Genomic DNA, 14,532 nt, shown 5'->3' on the forward strand with positions numbered 1-14,532 from the left:
CGTCTACTACGTCCCCGAATGAACGCTTACGCCGGGAAGAAGATCGCTAATCCATGCGCGCTGTTATTAGCCGGCGCTGAAATGCTGGATTATTTAGGCATGGGGGAAAAAGGGGGTCGGATACGTAGCGCGATCCGTGCCGTTCTAGAGACGGCCCGTGATCAAGTGACGCCTGATATGGGCGGCACAGGAACAACCGATACCTTTGCTGATGCTCTGGTGGCCCACCTGCACGGCTGAGAAGTCTGGATTCCAATTCGGTTTGCTTTGTCGCAGTAGGGAACTGCGACTTGGCAAAGTCGTGCTCCAGAAACGTTGCGATATGACCCCGCCTCATTCATGAGGGTGCCCAACAGGCGTGTTGAGACCGGTGATTGCCGGTTTCAGCCTACTTCAACGTCATTTGGCTGCTGGGCAGCCAGATAAGTTATGCCATATCCGCCACTCTGCGCGAGATTCCATAACCTATAGGAATCAATATCGAGCGTCCACGCAGCCGTGGTCGTCGACCTCCGATGTGGCCGCCCTGCTTGCTGAGTCAATTGTGTGATGCTGGGCTTCAGGCCAGGGCTGTCAGTCGAGGTAGTCCCTTCAGCAAGGTGGGCCACCATTTGTCGGCCGCGTCGCCGAGGTGCACGGTGATCCGACGGGCGTGCACTGACAACGTCGCCCCGACCTTGAGCACTTGCTCGCGCATGCGTATCAGGCTCCACCCCTGGTGCGTCCGACTTTCCAGCAGGCGCCGCAGCCCATGCAGCACCGGGTAGGCGTAGAGGCTCAGCAGCAGGCTCACCTCGTTGCGTGCCATCACCTCCTGGACGGTGGAGGCGCCGCGATCCGTCGAGGAGAGGTGCACGTCGAGCGCCGATTTCACCTCGCCCATGTGGGCTTCGGCCTTGCCTCGCTTGCGATACAAGGCCAGCACTTTCTCCGGCGGCCAATCGAACTTGCCGAGGTTGGTCACCAGGAAGAAGGCATGCAGCAGCAAATCATCGGGGCGTTCCTGCACCACCAGCACCACGCGTCGCGGCGTCGGCCAGGACCCCGCCTGGTAGGTCAGGTCGTGGCACCACTCCCGAGGCTGCTCCGGGGGGCGGCCTCGAGGTCGTTTCAGGTACGGCGCCGCCAGCGTCTGAAGGCCCGTATGGCTGCGCAGCCGGCCCAGGTACTCGATGTTGCGTTCCTCCAGGGCCTCGAGTGTGTCGTTGCCGGTGAAACCGGCATCGATGCGCACCCGAACCTTGGCCCCGGTGCTCTCGTTGAGCCGCCGCACCAGGTGCGGGATCCAGGTGTCGGCGTTCTCGGCCGGACCGGCGTTGCCTTCGCGCAGCAGCCCACCAAGCATGTCGCCGGTTTCGGCCAGCGAGGCAATCAACGACGAGTAGATCCGCGCACCGACATGGCCGTGGTAATCCGAGCCACCCTGATGGCCGTGAACCTCGATCGGCAGGCCGTCGATGTCCAGCGTCAGATGCGTGGGGCGCTCACCGCCGTTCAGCGAGGTCAGGCGCCAGATCGCCAGCCGCAGCAGGCCTTCGTGCACGGTGTCGATGTTGTCGTCACTGCCCAGGCACGTCAGCAGCCGCGACAGCGTGGCTTGAGACGGCCGGCTGTGTGCCAAGGGCGTCGTGCCTCGTGCGTCACTGCACGCCAGTTGCCAGAGCGGATCGCGGCGCAGCGTGGTGGTATCACTGAGATCGATCCAGCCCATGGCCCGTTGCAGCACCACGGTACGCACTTGGCTGGCCAGCGAATGTCGGACGCGATCCGGGTCGCGCCGATCGACCAGATTGTCTTCCAGCGCGTCGATCACGCCGCTATTGTCGAGGGCTTCACGGAGCAGCAAGGCACCGCTGTCGCTGGTGGTGCGTTGGCCATCAAGCTCAACGCGGATGGACCCGTTGCAGGACGGAATCCAGGGGGATAACCTTTCACCCATAGCGGATGGTCCTCTTGATTCAGGTTCTTGGCGGAACGCACTGATTTCTCAAGAGAATACCATCCGCTATTTACGCTTTCATGCCGCCCTCATGAATATCTCGGGATGAAAAGACTCCGAAAGTGATGCGCCATACAAATGGTTTCCACCTACCACTGAAACGAGTCCTTTTACTCTACGCTTTGTCTGAAAAAAGATGTCTTGCTAGCCTTTCCTCCATCAGGCTTGGAGGTGAGTCATGGCAGGACGTTACGAGATTTCCGATCAGGGTTGGGCATTGATTGAAGATATCGTTTCGCCTGACACGCCCGCTGGGCGTGGACGCCCACGGCGCGATGACCGGCAGATGCTCAACGGCATCTTCTGGATCCTCTGTTCCGGTGCGAAATGGCGGGATCTGCCCGAGCGCTTCGGCCCGTGGAAAACGGTCTACCAGCGCTTTCGTCAGTGGCGAGATGACGGCACGCTCGAACGTATCCTGTCACGCCTTCACCTGAAGCTGCGGGAAGATGGCTATATGGACCTCGATACCTGGATGGCCGATTCCACCTCGATTCGAGCGACTCGCTCTGCCGCTGGCGGCGGTAAAAAGGGGGCTCTCAGGAACCGTTAGACCATGCCCTTGGGCGAAGCCGAGGCGGCCTGACGACCAAGATCCACCTGGTTTGCGATACCAACGGCGTGCCCCTGAGCTTCCTGCTATCGCCTGGTCAACATGCCGATTCACGCTATCTCGTTCCTGTCATGGAGCAGATCCGCTTGCCAGGTCATACGGGACGTCCCCGCAAGCGCTGCCGCCATCTGCTGGCCGACCGAGGTTACGATAGTGATCGATTGCGTCGATACTGCGACCGATGCGGAATACGACCGACAATCCGGCACCGCCAGATGCACCGCCGCCCCAAGCCAGGACTACCACGCCTGTTCGAACGCCCGCGTTATCGGCGTCGCAACGTGATAGAGCGTCTATTTGGCTGGATGAAAGAAAAGCGGCGACTCTGTACTCGCTACGACAAGCTGGCGAAAAGTTACCGCGCCATGGTCACGCTGGCCTGCATCGAGCGCTGTTTGCGGATCTATTTTTCAGACAGAGCGTAAACGGCCTGACTTATTTACCAAGCGAGTGGTTAATCACACGGGACCCGACAGATAAAAACAAAATGGTCAGTTCATTAATTAAGATTAATATTTATTACAACAATAACTTTGATCTTTATAAGTATAGGCTACGCAGTTTCTCCTTTTGATCGAGTTACATTTGACATTAATAATTTAATTGACGCCGGGTGGGTGGGAACTACTTTGAAAGTACGCGTTTTCAAAGCGTCAAAGGTTAAAATGTTATTTAACTTTGATCAAATCAGGGAGTCACCTGTCATGGCCAATTCAGAAGAGCAGACGAACCCTCGCACGGCATCCGGTGTTTCCTTGTCGGGCAGCGAGCCGGGCGCCACGACGGGTTCTGTCGATCGTTCGCCGCAGGATGACATGCGCGAGAAAGGTCGCGAAACGGCTGACGAGATCCGGCAGACAGCGCAGCACAAGGCCGAGGGCGTTTTCGACCAGCAGAAGGGCGTCGCCGCCGATCAGGCAAAGAGCCTTTCCTCTGCATTCCGCAAAATGGCGGAGGAGTTGGACGATCAAAAACAGGGCTATCTGTCGGGTTATGCCAAGCGCATGGCCGACTGTACCGATACCGCTTCCGAGCGCTTGCGAAACCAGGACATGAACGGGCTGATGGGGCAGGTGCGGGACTATAGCCGCCAGCAGCCGGCACTCTTCATGGGCGGCGCGGTCGCGGCTGGGTTTGTGCTGGCGCGGTTTCTGAACAGCTCCCAGAAACGCGACGAGACGTCATCGCCGCAAGGCAGTGGAAGCACCACGTCGGCCGGCATGTCCTCCACGACCGACTCGAGACGTTCGAGCGATCGTGCCGACAAAGGGCTTTATTGATTATCGAACGGATCCTTCGACTCATTGCAGCGCCTTTTAACGCAACCGAAGTCAATCCTGACGTTGGCGGGCAGCCGAGAGTTCTCGCCAGCGGTTTTTCACCGATGGATAACCATCGAGTGTGATTCGCAGGAAGCTGTTGTTGGAAGTGCTTCATTTGGAAGCGTTCATTGAAAGCGGTTCATTGGATGCGCTCCTTGAATGAGCGCACGCAGAATCAATTCGACACGCCTTGATTCCTTCAAAAGCCAGGGAGGCTAAGTATGGATACTGATAATCGCAATTCGGGAGAAAGCGGCTCGTTCGGCTCGCTGATTTCCAGCGTGACGCACGAAGTGACGGCGCTCGTCCGCGATGAGGTCGAACTCGCCAAGGCGGAAATGCGGGAGAAGGTGTCGCAGGTAACGACGAGCGTCACCTCAATGGCGGTAGCGGGCGGCGTACTGCTGAGCGGCTTTCTCGTCCTGCTGGCCGCGGCCGTCTTCGTGCTGGATACCTTCCTGCAACGGCCCTGGCTTTCCGCGCTGATCGTCGGTGCCATCGTGGTCATCATCGGTTTCATCATGCTGCAGAGCGCCAAGAAGAAGCTGAAGAGCGCCAATCTGGCACCCAACCGCACCATGGCCAGTTTCAGGAAGGATCAGGACATGGCGAAGAAGCATGAAGGTCAGGTCAAGGAGGAGTTGAAATGAGCGACCAACACGAACAGCGCAAACCCGAAGAGATCGAATCCGACATCAAGCAGCATCGCGAACGTCTCGACGACACGCTGGGGCAGATGGAAGAGCGTTTCTCTCCCGAGAAGCTGGTCAACAGCGCCTTCGACTATGTTCGCCACGGGGGCGCTAACGAGTTCGCTTCCAACCTGAGCGGCACGATCAAGAACAACCCGACGCCGTTTCTCGTCGCGAGCATCGGGCTTGGCTGGCTATTCTGGTCCCAGCGCAACGGTGGCCAGCACGCCTCGTCATCGAACATGCCCAACCGCCGTTACGATCCCTACGCGACATCGACGGCCGGCGAAGCGATGGCGGCTGACGACCTGACATCCGGCATGCCGAACGGCAGCCAGGGCACCGATCAGTCTTACGCCCAGTCTCAAGCCTCGGGGCACAACGCTGGCGCCGGCGGCAAGGCGCGCCACATGTCGGATAGCATGAAGGATCGCACCCACTCCATGTCCCACGGGTTACACGACCGGGCCTCGCGCTTCAGTCACGGTTCCCGCGATACCATGCATGGCGCTTCCGACCGTGCGCACAACGCCAGCCACCAGACCGCGGAGTTCATCCGGGAGCATCCGGTAATGGCCGGTGCGATCGGCATCGCCATCGGCGCCGCGCTGGGCGGGATTCTGCCGTCGACCCGCACCGAGGATCAGCGCCTCGGCGGGCTGCGTGACAAGGCCATCGACCGCGCCTCCCAAGAAGGCGAGCGCTACGCCGACGAAGCGCGTGGCAAGGTCCATGAGAAGACCGAACAGCAGAACAGCGCCGGTCAGGATTCGCGCCAGGGTGGCACGGGCTCGCACGAGACGGATTCACACGAAACAGGTTCACGCGGAACGGGCCCGCACGGAGCGGGTTCGCACGGAGCGGGGTCGCCCGGATCGAATTCCCATGAAGCGGACTCGCACGAGACGTCCGGATCCCGCGGCACCTTGGGTTCGGCGGGGACTGGCATGCCCGGCGTTACCGCGGAGGAGATCGACAAGGGGCAGACCGCCGTGCCGCCTACGGCCACGACGCCCGGCTCCGCGAAAGAAGCCACCGATTCGAATCCTCGCCCCACGCCCCTCAAGGGCGGCGGAATGCACAGTGATGATCCGCGCTCGGACGGCAACGACCGTTGATGCGCGAGTTCGACACGTCTCGATAGGGTGCGCCTTCGTGCCTGAATCGAGGCGGTGAATCGCAAATTCGCTGGCAGAACCAGAACCGGGAGCCCGTTGGCTCCCGGTTTTTTTGCGATCTCGAGGCCGGCAAATCCCGCCAGGCTCAGTCCGTTTTCGGCATCAATACCCACATTTCGCCGCGCTGCTTCATCCGGCTGGCGGCTTCCCCGGCGGCATCGCCGTGGCCCCAGTAGAAGTCCGCCCTGACCGCGCCCTTTACCGCGCTGCCGGTGTCCTGCGCCACCATCAGGCGTTGTAGCGGCTGGTTGGAGAGCGGCTGAGTCGTGGAGAGGAACACCGGCGCGCCCAGCGGAATCTCGTCGGGATCGACCGCGATGCTGCGCTCGGAGGTCAGCGGCACGCCCAGCGCCCCCACCGGACCGCTGGTATCGGCCAGCGCCTCGTCGCCCTTGAGTTCGCGGAAGAACACCATGCGCGGGTTGACGTTGAGCATCGCCTCGACCTCGCCCGGATGCCGGCGCGCCCAGTCACGCACGCCGGGCAGCGTGGCCTGGGCCGGGGTGATCTCGCCTCGGTCGATCAGACGTCTGGCGAAAGACTTGAACGGCTGGTTGTTGGTGCCGGCATAGGCCACGCGCATGGTGGTGCCATCGGTCAGCTCCACGCGGCCGGAGCCCTGGATCTGCAGGTAGGCCGCCTCCACCGGATCGTCGACCCACACCAGCTCCGTGCCGTCGAGATCGCCGCTGCGCATCAGCTCGGCGCGGGTGGGGCCGACGTGGGTGTGCTTCTTCCAGTACTTCGGATACTGATAGAGCGGCGTCTGGTACGGCCCGCCACGCACGCGGGAACCGCGCAGGATCGGCTCGTAGTAGCCGGTGATCAGCCCGGTGGCGCTGCCGTCGCTGTTGGTCACCCGGTAGGGCACGAAGCGGGATTCGAAGAAGTTCTGAATCGCCTGGGCGTTGAGCGGATCCACCGATTGCGAATCGCGGCATACGCCCGCCCACACCGGCTTGCGCTCGAGCCGCTTGCAGCTCTCCCGGAATGCGCTCCACGCCGCCATCGGCTGGTCACGGCTCCAGCCCGGCAGGTTGTGCCAGTTGGTCTTGCGCGCCGGCTGTTCCACTCGCGCCTCCGGGCTGCCGCTCGGGGCGGTGGTTACCACCGGGCCGCTGGAACAGCCGGCCACGAGCACGGCGAAAAAGAGACAGGCCAGCAGCGAAGGGAAGTGGCGTGATGACGCGAACGGGCGCGGAACGCTGGAGAGCATGCAGATTCGATCCTTGAATACGATGCAGTCGGAAAGAGTGACAAACCGTCGAGTGAAAACTGAAGCGAGCATATCGCCGCCGCTCGATGGCGTCGAGTCGGCGGTTCGATCCGCCAAATCCCTGCAAGTTCGCTCGCCGGCGCATTACACTGTGCCCTTTGCCTTCGCCGCAGGATCGTCCCATGACCCACGTCATCTCCATTCAGAGCCACGTCGCCTATGGCTACGTCGGCAATCGTGCCGCAGTGTTCCCGCTGCAGCGGCTGGGGCTGGAAGTCACCGCCATCAACACCGTCCAGTTCTCCAACCACACCGGCTACGGCGCCTTCACCGGCGATGTCTTCAGCCCCGATCACCTCAGGAACGTGCTGGACGGCGTCGAATCGCTGGTCGGGCTCGATGGCGTCGATGCCGTGCTTTCCGGCTACATGGGCGACGAAGGCATCGGCCGCGCCGTGCTGGATAGCGTCGACCGCGTCAAGCAGGCCAACCCGGAAGCGCTCTACTGCTGCGACCCGGTGATGGGCGATATCGGCCGCGGCTTCTTCGTCCGCGAAGGCATTCCCGAATGGATGCGCGACCACGCCATCGCCCGTGCCGATATCGTCACCCCCAACCAGTTCGAGCTCGCCTTTCTCGCCGGGCGCCAGATCGACACGCTGGAAGACGCCCTAGACGCCGCCGCCGCGCTGCGCGCCAAAGGCCCCAAGGTCGTGTTGATCACCTCGCTGGAGGTCGCCGGGGACGACGAGGGCCATATCGGCATGCTGGTCGATGCCGAAAGCGGCAGCTGGCGGATCGCCACCCCCAAGGTGGATTTCACCATCCCGCCCAACGGCGCCGGCGATTTCACCGCCGCCATGTTCCTTGCCCAAAGCCTGCGCGCCGGCCTTACCGAAGAAGGCCCCGCCCGCGCCCTGGAACAGACCGCCGCCGCCGTGCAGATGCTGTTCGAACACACCCGCCGCGCCGGCACCCGCGAACTGGCCGTGATCGCCGCGCAGCAGGATATTGTTTCGCCGACGGTGACCTTACATGCCGAACGCCTCCGCTAAGCCGAAAACTGGCTGTGCTCGGTCATACGGCGTTAAAAATCGGCTTAACATGCTCATTTACAAACTCGTAAACTCTGCTGTTGCGCCGATTTTTGCCTTGTCTGACCATCGCTCGCCGACTTTTCGGAGTCTATGACTGCATGGAAGCAAAACTATGTTGATTGATGAGTCTGCACCGCCGCTCTACCTGGGCATGGCGATGTGGGCCAACGCCGACTGGCAAGGCTCCCTGCTGCCCGCTCATGGCGATGTGGAGCTGCGCGACTACGCCAGCGTGTTCAACGCCGTGGAGGGCAACACCACCTTCTATAGCGGCATACCCAAGGCGGAAACCGTCGCCGCCTGGGCCGAACAGGCTCCCGAGACCTTTCGCTTCTGCTTCAAGCTGCCCAGCCAGCTAACCCACGCCAAACGCCTGCGCGATATCGATGACGAGTTCGAACGCTTCATCGAACGGCTCGCTCCGTTGAAAGATCGTCTAGGGCCGATCATGGTTCAGCTACCGCGGGATTTCGGCCAGGCAGAGCTGCCCGCGCTGGAGCGATTGCTCACTCACTGGCCACGGGAGATACCCCGTGCGGTTGAGGTTAGGCATAGTGATTTTTTCCACAAGGGGGCTGCGGAACAGGCATTCAACCGCTTGTTGATAAGTCAAGACGCCAATCGTGTAATGCTCGACGTGCGTGCCCTCTTTGCCACACCCCCAGGACTTGACAACCGGCTCGCCAAGGCGCAGGGCGAAAAGCCCAAAGTCCCATTACACGTGCTCTGCACGGCGGTCAATCCCGTTATTCGCTTTATCGGACACTTCGACGAAGCCATTAATCACGCCCGTTTCGAACCGTGGATAGAACGCCTCATCCTGTGGATAAAACAGGGGAAAACCCCTTTTCTCTTTGTGCATACACCGGATAACCGACAGGCGCCGGAACTGGCACGAAACTTCTACAACCGGCTCGCCGAGCGGCTCGAATTGCCTCCGTTGACGGAGTTTCCCGGTGAGCGACAGGAATCGCTGTTTTAGCCAAATCTGAAACAGACTGTTGATAACTCGAGCGCCATTCTTCGCCGCGATTTCACCCGTCCATTCATTGCCGAGCGCCTGCCCCGGGCGCCGATGTGTGTAGAAAACAACGTTTAAAGTTGATCTTCACGTAAAGGTCAAATAGCGCTAGGGTGGGGGCAAATCAGAAAAGAGAACAGCGCCGTGTCCGGCCAGACTTACGCCATTGGCGAACTCGCACAGCACTTCGACGTCACCACCCGCACCATCCGCTTCTATGAGCAGGAAGGCTTGCTCTCCCCCGAGCGGCGCGGCAAGACCCGCGTCTACCATGAGAAGGATCGTGTCCGCCTCAAGCTCGCCCTGCGCGGCAAGCGTCTCGGCTTCTCGCTGATCGAAATCCGTGAAGTGCTCGATCTCTATGACACCCGCCACGACGGCAGTGTTCGCCAACTTGAGCGCCTGCTCGAGATCCTCGCCGACAAACGCGCCAACCTCGAACGCCAGCTCGAAGACATCCGCATCATGCAGCGCGAACTCGACCAGGTCGAAGAGCGGTGCAAGGGTGCGCTGGGAGAGTTGAAGGCGGCTGAAAAGCGCTCTTGAGCACGGCTTACACCTGAAATCTCACCATCAAGACCGTCGATTTTCCTCGACATCGTCAGCCAACCAGGCCTTGATCAGCGACTGATACGGCATATCCCGCTTGTTGGCTTCGATCTTGATGCGATCCAGCAACGATTCCGGCAACCTCAGCGAGATCGTCTTGGTCGATGGCTTCAGATTGGGGAGCGCGGCACGCTTGGCCTGGTTCCAGTCCACATAGTCCGTGGAGTCATGGCTTTCCCAGAACGCGCGCTCTTCCGCTTCACTCTTGAATTCAGGCGTCGTCTTGGTTTTGCTCATAAATCCTCCGCTCCTTACGGTGCATGTCTCGGGCCGAGATAACTCGGATCAACGTACCGGCCGCGCGTAAGGTGAACGTGATGTGTAGCTGCCGATGATCGTCCGCGATGCCGAGGGCATGATATCGAGGTTCATCCTGGCTGTGCTTAATGTCTTCGATCAGCAGCAGTGGCTGATTAAAAAACACCTGTTCGGCCTCGGATTGGCGCACGCCGTGCTTATCCGCACTTTTGCGGGCATTGCCCTTGTCCCAGTCGAAACCGGTTATCTGCGCCAAATCGATCATATTTTGTATATTGCCATAATATACATCTCACGCAAGTGGCGTTCCCTTTAACGGAGCAGCAAAAAGACCCGCGTCTACCACGAGAAGGACCGCGTTCGCCTCAAGCTAGCCCTGCGCGGCAAACGGCTGGGTTTCTCGCTGATCGAGATCCGTGAAGTGCTCGGCCTCTACGCCACCCGCCATGACGGCAGCGTCCGCCAACTTGAGCGCCTGCTCGAGATCCTCGCCGACAAACGCGCCAACCTCGAACGCCAACTGGAAGACATCCGCATCATGCAGCGTGAACTCGACCAGGTCGAAGAGCGGTGCAAGGGCGCGTTGGGAGAGTTGAAGGCGGCGGAAAAGCGTTCCTAAGTATGGCGTGCCACGGCATGATGCTGGGCCTCCCCTATCGATTCCTCGACGAAACAGCGAATCTGCACCTGAAGCCATGGCAGCTTGGCTAATGCTTTCGTTGGCATTGCCTGCCATGTAACGCTTGGTTACTGTGAACGGAAATTCGCAAAAGATGGCTTACATAGTCAAAAAGGCTCAGAAACTGCCCGCGGAGATGATGCGAACCCGCATTATGCTGCATGGCGGGCGGTAGCGTGGCTGTTTGGCCGTCAGGTCTCTATTTATAGGGCTATCCACGTTTCCAGGTAGGCGGTCGGCTATAGCGTTTCACCCGTATGATGGCGTTCACGCGATCCATCAGCTTTGGTGGTCGGTGGTGCGTGTCCATGCGCTTTTCCACGGACCGCTGTATTTATATACAACACAATCAGATCCAGCAAAACGCGCAGGCACGAGAATTCCGCACAGTTTGCAGAATTATTCTTAGTATCCTTGGGGCATTAAGCACGAAAAGGCGGGCTGGATAAGCTTATTGAAGCGCGCTCGTTCAAGTGTAAAACGAACGCGCTATCTAATATCTATTATGCGATCAATTTGCTATTCGCAGTTTGGCGCATGCACTCAAAACCTGAGATTTAAAGGGATTTCCAGTTGTGGATAAGTTTTCAGAAGAACGAAAGATTCTAGAGTTAACAAAACCACTTCTAGTTGAGCTATACGGCCATTTTAATATTGTTCCAGAACAAGCAGACCGTCCCGATGCAGCGATAGTATTAGATGCTACTGGGGGCAAAATCGGGATCGAGATCACTTCTGTAGATGGGCAAGAAATCCAGCAATATTTTAATGACGAAAAATTTGGAAAAGATTTTAAGTTAGAACAAGTAGGTGAGTTGATTGCCTCTGGTAGACATAGTAACCGTCCAGATAAAAAGGCTTCAATTTCTTTTCCTAATAGCTATATTGTTAGCGGGATTTTAAAAAAAATCTAAAAAATATTCTGATTACTTGGTGTCAGGAGAATACGAAGAAGTTATTCTTATTGCATTCAGTGAGATCCTGGAAATAAGAAGTAAGTATTTTGATTCGTATCATAAGCCATGGACATGGCACCTCTTAAGCAAAGAATCATTTCCTTTTTCTAAAGTGATATTTGTGTGTAAGCAACACGGCGATTCTGCGCTTGTTTTTGATAAAAATATACAATCACCACAACCTCCAGAGCGAGATTATGAGAAAGAGCTGGGAGTCACTAGGATTTCTGGGCCTATTCTTCCCTTGGAGGAGGAAGTCAAACTTTATGAAATGTTTGATAATAAGCCACTAATTAGACCGCCGCAAAAATCAAAATTGAAAAATAAAAAAAGAAAGGCTCAGAAAAATGCCAGAAAAATTAATAGGAAAAATTGAAAGCTTATACATGCATAATAAGCGGCTACGCCGGGCAAATTTCTGCTGTCATCCTTTTTACAAAAAATGCACAAAGATCATCATCAAAAATTTGCCCGGTGAGCCGGGCGTTAGAAATCATAGGGAGGAAAAATGCAAATAACTACCACTCTTACATTTACTGCTGTCGAAGAGGAAGAAATATCCGCGATATTAGGTTGCGACGTTGCTGACTTAAACGATCGACTCAATTCATGCTTGGGTGCCTCGATCCAAGAATACTTGGCCATGTTCCGTGGGCAAAAAGTATTCAAACGTGGCAGCGACTTGCTTGAATACCGACTACTGCTACTCATCGAAACGGCATTTAATGGCGAGATCCCCGACGAGCGTACAGTCAGCAGCCTATTCCAAACAACATTGACAGAGAGTCGATCTCTTATTCGGTCGGTGATTTCAAAGTATCAGTACCAATTAAAATCGCATGTCGAAAGAACTCTAAGTTCATCACTAATGGCGGCTATCCGGCAGAATAATACTCAAGATTACACGGTAGTGATAAACAGCCAAAATATAGTCGATGAATTGAATAAGGCTCTTGCCGACATTGACGGAAGCCTTTCGCCAGTAGGGAAGAAGAGAGGAAGCGTATCTACATATGAAATATCACCATCTTCTTACAATCGGCTTTGTACAAGGTTTAAAATTCAGCCGAAGCCGTGATTTCAATGAGTGATCTACTTTCAGCATCAAGTTTGCTCATGGCCATCGCGGCGATTCTTTTCAGTCTTTGGTATGGTGATATTTCGAAGGCGCTAGAAATATCGCCTAAACCCCATAGAGAGGATAACGTAGCTGCCAAAAACTCAGTATCCAATGCGATTTTTAGTAAAGCCTTGCCGGTGGCAATAATGGCGCTCTCGCTGGCGTTAATTTTCCTTCCTGACGCAATTAGAATCGCCAAAGATTCAATTTCAATATATTTTTCGAGTGAGCGCGATCTTTTTAGGTACGACGCAGTTAGAACGGCGTACTGCTTCGTAACAATACTATCCGCTGTGCTCGCTGGCTATATGTGGTTCTTGGTTTGGAAATTATTTGTATTAAGAAAAGAACTGAGCTAGTAGCTTATAACAAGGCGCTGCTACGGAAAATTTACTCGCTAGTACTCCTGAATTTCTGTAGAGCTTGGCGTTAAATTTATAGGAGAGTATCGAGAGAATGCCAAGGTCCTTTGGTTTAGTTGACAACAAAGTGCAAGAGGCGGAGTACTTTCTAGATCGTATACTCTCATCTGGATTCGTCATCTATGGCTTAAATTTCGATACGGTTGCATTTGTAGCTGCAGCAAGAAGTATCACTTTTGCCATGCAGTCTTCTTTGACAGGAATATCCGAGTTCGATAACTGGTACGCCACTAAGCAAGAGTATTTGAAGACACAGCCTTTGTGTTCTTTCTTTAATCGCCTTCGTAGAGTGACGCAGCATATTGGTGGAAGTCCTATTGGCGGAGGATGCTCTTCAGATGGAGAAGTTGCTCACTATTTCGCTAAATTTAAAGAACTAGGAGATATCCCCGAGCCAAATGTTGCTGTGGCGTGCGAGCAGTTCTACAAGTTGCTGTTGGAATTGGTATATGAGTGCTATTTGGAGTTCAATCCACTCATCAATAGTCAGTGGCGATTGACAAAAGAGCATTTTCGATCACGAGGTTTAACAATCGAAGACGCTGAAGAGGAACTTGGGCTTCCTAGAGGCTGGTCAGGCGTATCTGTTCTACCTGAAGATATTCGATGGAAATATCTACGTAAAGAAGCGGATGGCTGCAATACGCAGCAGCAATTTGAAAGATGGCTCGGAAAAAGGGTTCCTCATCCAGACGACGAGGTATAGAAACTTAACAATGCCATGCATGCGACAAGCGCATGATGGCTGGCATCACAAACCATACTATCGAAATTACATATAGAAAAAGGAAATGGTTATGGGAGAGTTATCTAAAAAAATAGGTGAGCACGGAGAGAAAGTTGTTCTCGAATTCTTGAAGATGATTGGCTGGGCTGCGCCTGGAGACGGAGAAACGCTACAGTGCAACAAACCAGATAAGCATGAAAAGAAGGAAGCCTCGCCTCGGACTACACATGGCATTGACCTATTCTATCCGCATAAAAGCCAGTTAGAAGATTTTACGATTTCCAACGCCATTATTTCAGTAAAATACACATCCAAACCTTACCCTAGTTCGCCAAACAGCAAATTTAAAGAGCACATTACTGATCTTTCCCAAGTTATCGAATGTTTTGCAAGATCAGAATTACGGGATCAATCTAACCGCGAATACGAAGGTTACGGGATAAGAAAGTCTAACGACACTGGGGTTCTATTTTGGTTTAGTGGAAACCGTGATTCAGAGCAAGATGTGGTTGGAAAGGTTTCAAGTGTGATACTTGACAAAGAACTGGATTTTAGCAGTATCCAAGTTGTAGATAATGCTAGAGCAGCCTTTATACCTGAATCCGTGAGACCGGCCCCCAGGA

At 55.9% G+C, this 14,532-nt stretch carries 18 protein-coding genes and 1 pseudogene; 15 read left to right on the forward strand and 4 right to left on the reverse strand.

All coding sequences use genetic code 11. The features are described from left to right. Positions 1-240, forward strand: a 240-nt coding sequence (locus CCD76_RS17745) for an isocitrate/isopropylmalate family dehydrogenase (RefSeq protein WP_256961372.1), incomplete at its 5' end; no start/stop codon positions are given. Positions 241-559: 319 nt separating this feature from the next. Here the strand turns inward: CCD76_RS17745 and CCD76_RS17750 are convergent. Further along, entirely contained in the window at positions 560-1,939 is a 1,380-nt protein-coding gene (locus tag CCD76_RS17750; protein ID WP_087720830.1) for an IS1380 family transposase, read from the reverse strand. A gap of 238 nt (positions 1,940-2,177) precedes the next feature. Between CCD76_RS17750 and CCD76_RS17755 the strand changes: the two genes are divergently transcribed. The 4 genes from CCD76_RS17755 to CCD76_RS17770 all read left to right on the forward strand — a co-directional run bounded on the left by CCD76_RS17755 (position 2,178) and on the right by CCD76_RS17770 (position 5,744). Continuing rightward, positions 2,178-3,037 (forward strand): IS5 family transposase gene (locus CCD76_RS17755; RefSeq protein ID WP_373419432.1). Its coding sequence is split into 2 segments (ribosomal slippage): positions 2,178-2,526 and positions 2,526-3,037, totalling 861 coding nucleotides; the frame shifts between segments, so codons are not numbered across the junction. Between the two features lie 204 nt (positions 3,038-3,241). Further along, positions 3,242-3,892 carry a hypothetical protein gene (locus CCD76_RS17760; RefSeq protein ID WP_143543320.1) on the forward strand — a complete coding sequence of 217 codons (651 nt, stop codon included), beginning with the start codon at positions 3,242-3,244 and terminating at the stop codon, positions 3,890-3,892. Between the two features lie 263 nt (positions 3,893-4,155). Continuing rightward, positions 4,156-4,584, forward strand: a complete 429-nt coding sequence (locus CCD76_RS17765) for a phage holin family protein (RefSeq protein WP_087720836.1) — start codon at positions 4,156-4,158, stop codon at positions 4,582-4,584. Beyond that, complete coding sequence (locus tag CCD76_RS17770; RefSeq protein ID WP_087720838.1) at positions 4,581-5,744, forward strand: DUF3618 domain-containing protein; 1,164 nt, start codon at positions 4,581-4,583, stop codon at positions 5,742-5,744. Before CCD76_RS17765 ends, CCD76_RS17770 begins: the two co-directional genes overlap by 4 nt. A gap of 145 nt (positions 5,745-5,889) precedes the next feature. Here the strand turns inward: CCD76_RS17770 and mltA are convergent, their stop codons facing one another. Continuing rightward, positions 5,890-7,020: a murein transglycosylase A gene (mltA, locus tag CCD76_RS17775; protein ID WP_087720840.1), complete on the reverse strand. Its 1,131-nt coding sequence runs from the start codon at positions 7,018-7,020 to the stop codon at positions 5,890-5,892. Between the two features lie 182 nt (positions 7,021-7,202). Here mltA and pdxY point away from each other — a divergent pair, with 182 nt between their 5' ends. From pdxY to CCD76_RS17790, 3 genes are all read left to right on the forward strand, one after another. Then, on the forward strand, positions 7,203-8,075 hold the full coding sequence (gene pdxY / locus CCD76_RS17780; RefSeq protein WP_087720842.1) for a pyridoxal kinase PdxY: 873 nt from the start codon (positions 7,203-7,205) through the stop codon (positions 8,073-8,075). Positions 8,076-8,229: 154 nt separating this feature from the next. Next, entirely contained in the window at positions 8,230-9,099 is an 870-nt protein-coding gene (locus CCD76_RS17785) for a DUF72 domain-containing protein (protein ID WP_087720844.1), read from the forward strand. A 183-nt stretch (positions 9,100-9,282) separates the two neighbouring features. After that, positions 9,283-9,684, forward strand: coding sequence for a MerR family transcriptional regulator (locus CCD76_RS17790; RefSeq protein ID WP_087720846.1), 402 nt, complete (start codon positions 9,283-9,285; stop codon positions 9,682-9,684). A 27-nt stretch (positions 9,685-9,711) separates the two neighbouring features. Here CCD76_RS17790 and CCD76_RS17795 read toward each other — a convergent pair whose 3' ends face one another. Both CCD76_RS17795 and CCD76_RS17800 read right to left on the reverse strand, forming a co-directional pair. Further along, complete coding sequence (locus CCD76_RS17795) at positions 9,712-9,984, reverse strand: BrnA antitoxin family protein (RefSeq protein WP_087720848.1); 273 nt, start codon at positions 9,982-9,984, stop codon at positions 9,712-9,714. After that, positions 9,959-10,270 carry a BrnT family toxin gene (locus CCD76_RS17800; protein WP_087720850.1) on the reverse strand — a complete coding sequence of 104 codons (312 nt, stop codon included), beginning with the start codon at positions 10,268-10,270 and terminating at the stop codon, positions 9,959-9,961. The genes CCD76_RS17795 and CCD76_RS17800 overlap by 26 nt, the downstream gene beginning before the upstream one ends. Before the next feature lie 105 nt (positions 10,271-10,375). On the opposite strand from CCD76_RS17800, the pseudogene CCD76_RS17805 reads away from it, so the two are divergent. The 7 genes and pseudogenes from CCD76_RS17805 to CCD76_RS19880 form a co-directional block, all read left to right on the forward strand. Further along, positions 10,376-10,624, forward strand: a pseudogene (locus tag CCD76_RS17805) (MerR family DNA-binding protein); the annotation flags it as partial. Positions 10,625-11,259: 635 nt separating this feature from the next. Continuing rightward, positions 11,260-11,598, forward strand: a complete 339-nt coding sequence (locus CCD76_RS19865) for a hypothetical protein (protein ID WP_143543321.1) — start codon at positions 11,260-11,262, stop codon at positions 11,596-11,598. A 19-nt stretch (positions 11,599-11,617) separates the two neighbouring features. Continuing rightward, the gene (locus CCD76_RS19870; protein WP_143543322.1) at positions 11,618-12,016 is read left to right on the forward strand and encodes a hypothetical protein; all 399 of its coding nucleotides are present in this window, start codon (positions 11,618-11,620) and stop codon (positions 12,014-12,016) included. Between the two features lie 132 nt (positions 12,017-12,148). Continuing rightward, positions 12,149-12,718, forward strand: a complete 570-nt coding sequence (locus CCD76_RS17810) for a hypothetical protein (RefSeq protein ID WP_087720854.1) — start codon at positions 12,149-12,151, stop codon at positions 12,716-12,718. 5 nt (positions 12,719-12,723) lie between these two features. After that, entirely contained in the window at positions 12,724-13,119 is a 396-nt protein-coding gene (locus tag CCD76_RS17815; protein WP_143543323.1) for a hypothetical protein, read from the forward strand. Between the two features lie 97 nt (positions 13,120-13,216). Beyond that, the gene (locus tag CCD76_RS19875; protein WP_143543324.1) at positions 13,217-13,888 is read left to right on the forward strand and encodes a hypothetical protein; all 672 of its coding nucleotides are present in this window, start codon (positions 13,217-13,219) and stop codon (positions 13,886-13,888) included. A 91-nt stretch (positions 13,889-13,979) separates the two neighbouring features. Then, positions 13,980-14,532, forward strand: a 553-nt coding sequence (locus CCD76_RS19880; protein WP_218777073.1) for a hypothetical protein, incomplete at its 3' end; no start/stop codon positions are given.

The sequence above is a fragment of the Salinicola salarius genome (assembly GCF_002179555.1).
GTDB classification, from domain to species: Bacteria; Pseudomonadota; Gammaproteobacteria; order Pseudomonadales; family Halomonadaceae; genus Salinicola; species Salinicola salarius_A.

Coding starts and splice junctions, on each gene's coding strand:
- CCD76_RS17810 (WP_087720854.1), top strand. CDS start 12,149: ATGCAAATAACTACCACTCTTACATTTACTGCTGTCGAAGAGGAAGAA.
- pdxY (WP_087720842.1), top strand. CDS start 7,203: ATGACCCACGTCATCTCCATTCAGAGCCACGTCGCCTATGGCTACGTC.
- CCD76_RS17800 (WP_087720850.1), bottom strand. CDS start 10,270: ATGATCGATTTGGCGCAGATAACCGGTTTCGACTGGGACAAGGGCAAT.
- CCD76_RS17770 (WP_087720838.1), top strand. CDS start 4,581: ATGAGCGACCAACACGAACAGCGCAAACCCGAAGAGATCGAATCCGAC.
- CCD76_RS17815 (WP_143543323.1), top strand. CDS start 12,724: ATGAGTGATCTACTTTCAGCATCAAGTTTGCTCATGGCCATCGCGGCG.
- CCD76_RS19875 (WP_143543324.1), top strand. CDS start 13,217: ATGCCAAGGTCCTTTGGTTTAGTTGACAACAAAGTGCAAGAGGCGGAG.
- CCD76_RS17785 (WP_087720844.1), top strand. CDS start 8,230: ATGTTGATTGATGAGTCTGCACCGCCGCTCTACCTGGGCATGGCGATG.
- CCD76_RS17750 (WP_087720830.1), bottom strand. CDS start 1,939: ATGGGTGAAAGGTTATCCCCCTGGATTCCGTCCTGCAACGGGTCCATC.
- mltA (WP_087720840.1), bottom strand. CDS start 7,020: ATGCTCTCCAGCGTTCCGCGCCCGTTCGCGTCATCACGCCACTTCCCT.
- CCD76_RS17765 (WP_087720836.1), top strand. CDS start 4,156: ATGGATACTGATAATCGCAATTCGGGAGAAAGCGGCTCGTTCGGCTCG.
- CCD76_RS17795 (WP_087720848.1), bottom strand. CDS start 9,984: ATGAGCAAAACCAAGACGACGCCTGAATTCAAGAGTGAAGCGGAAGAG.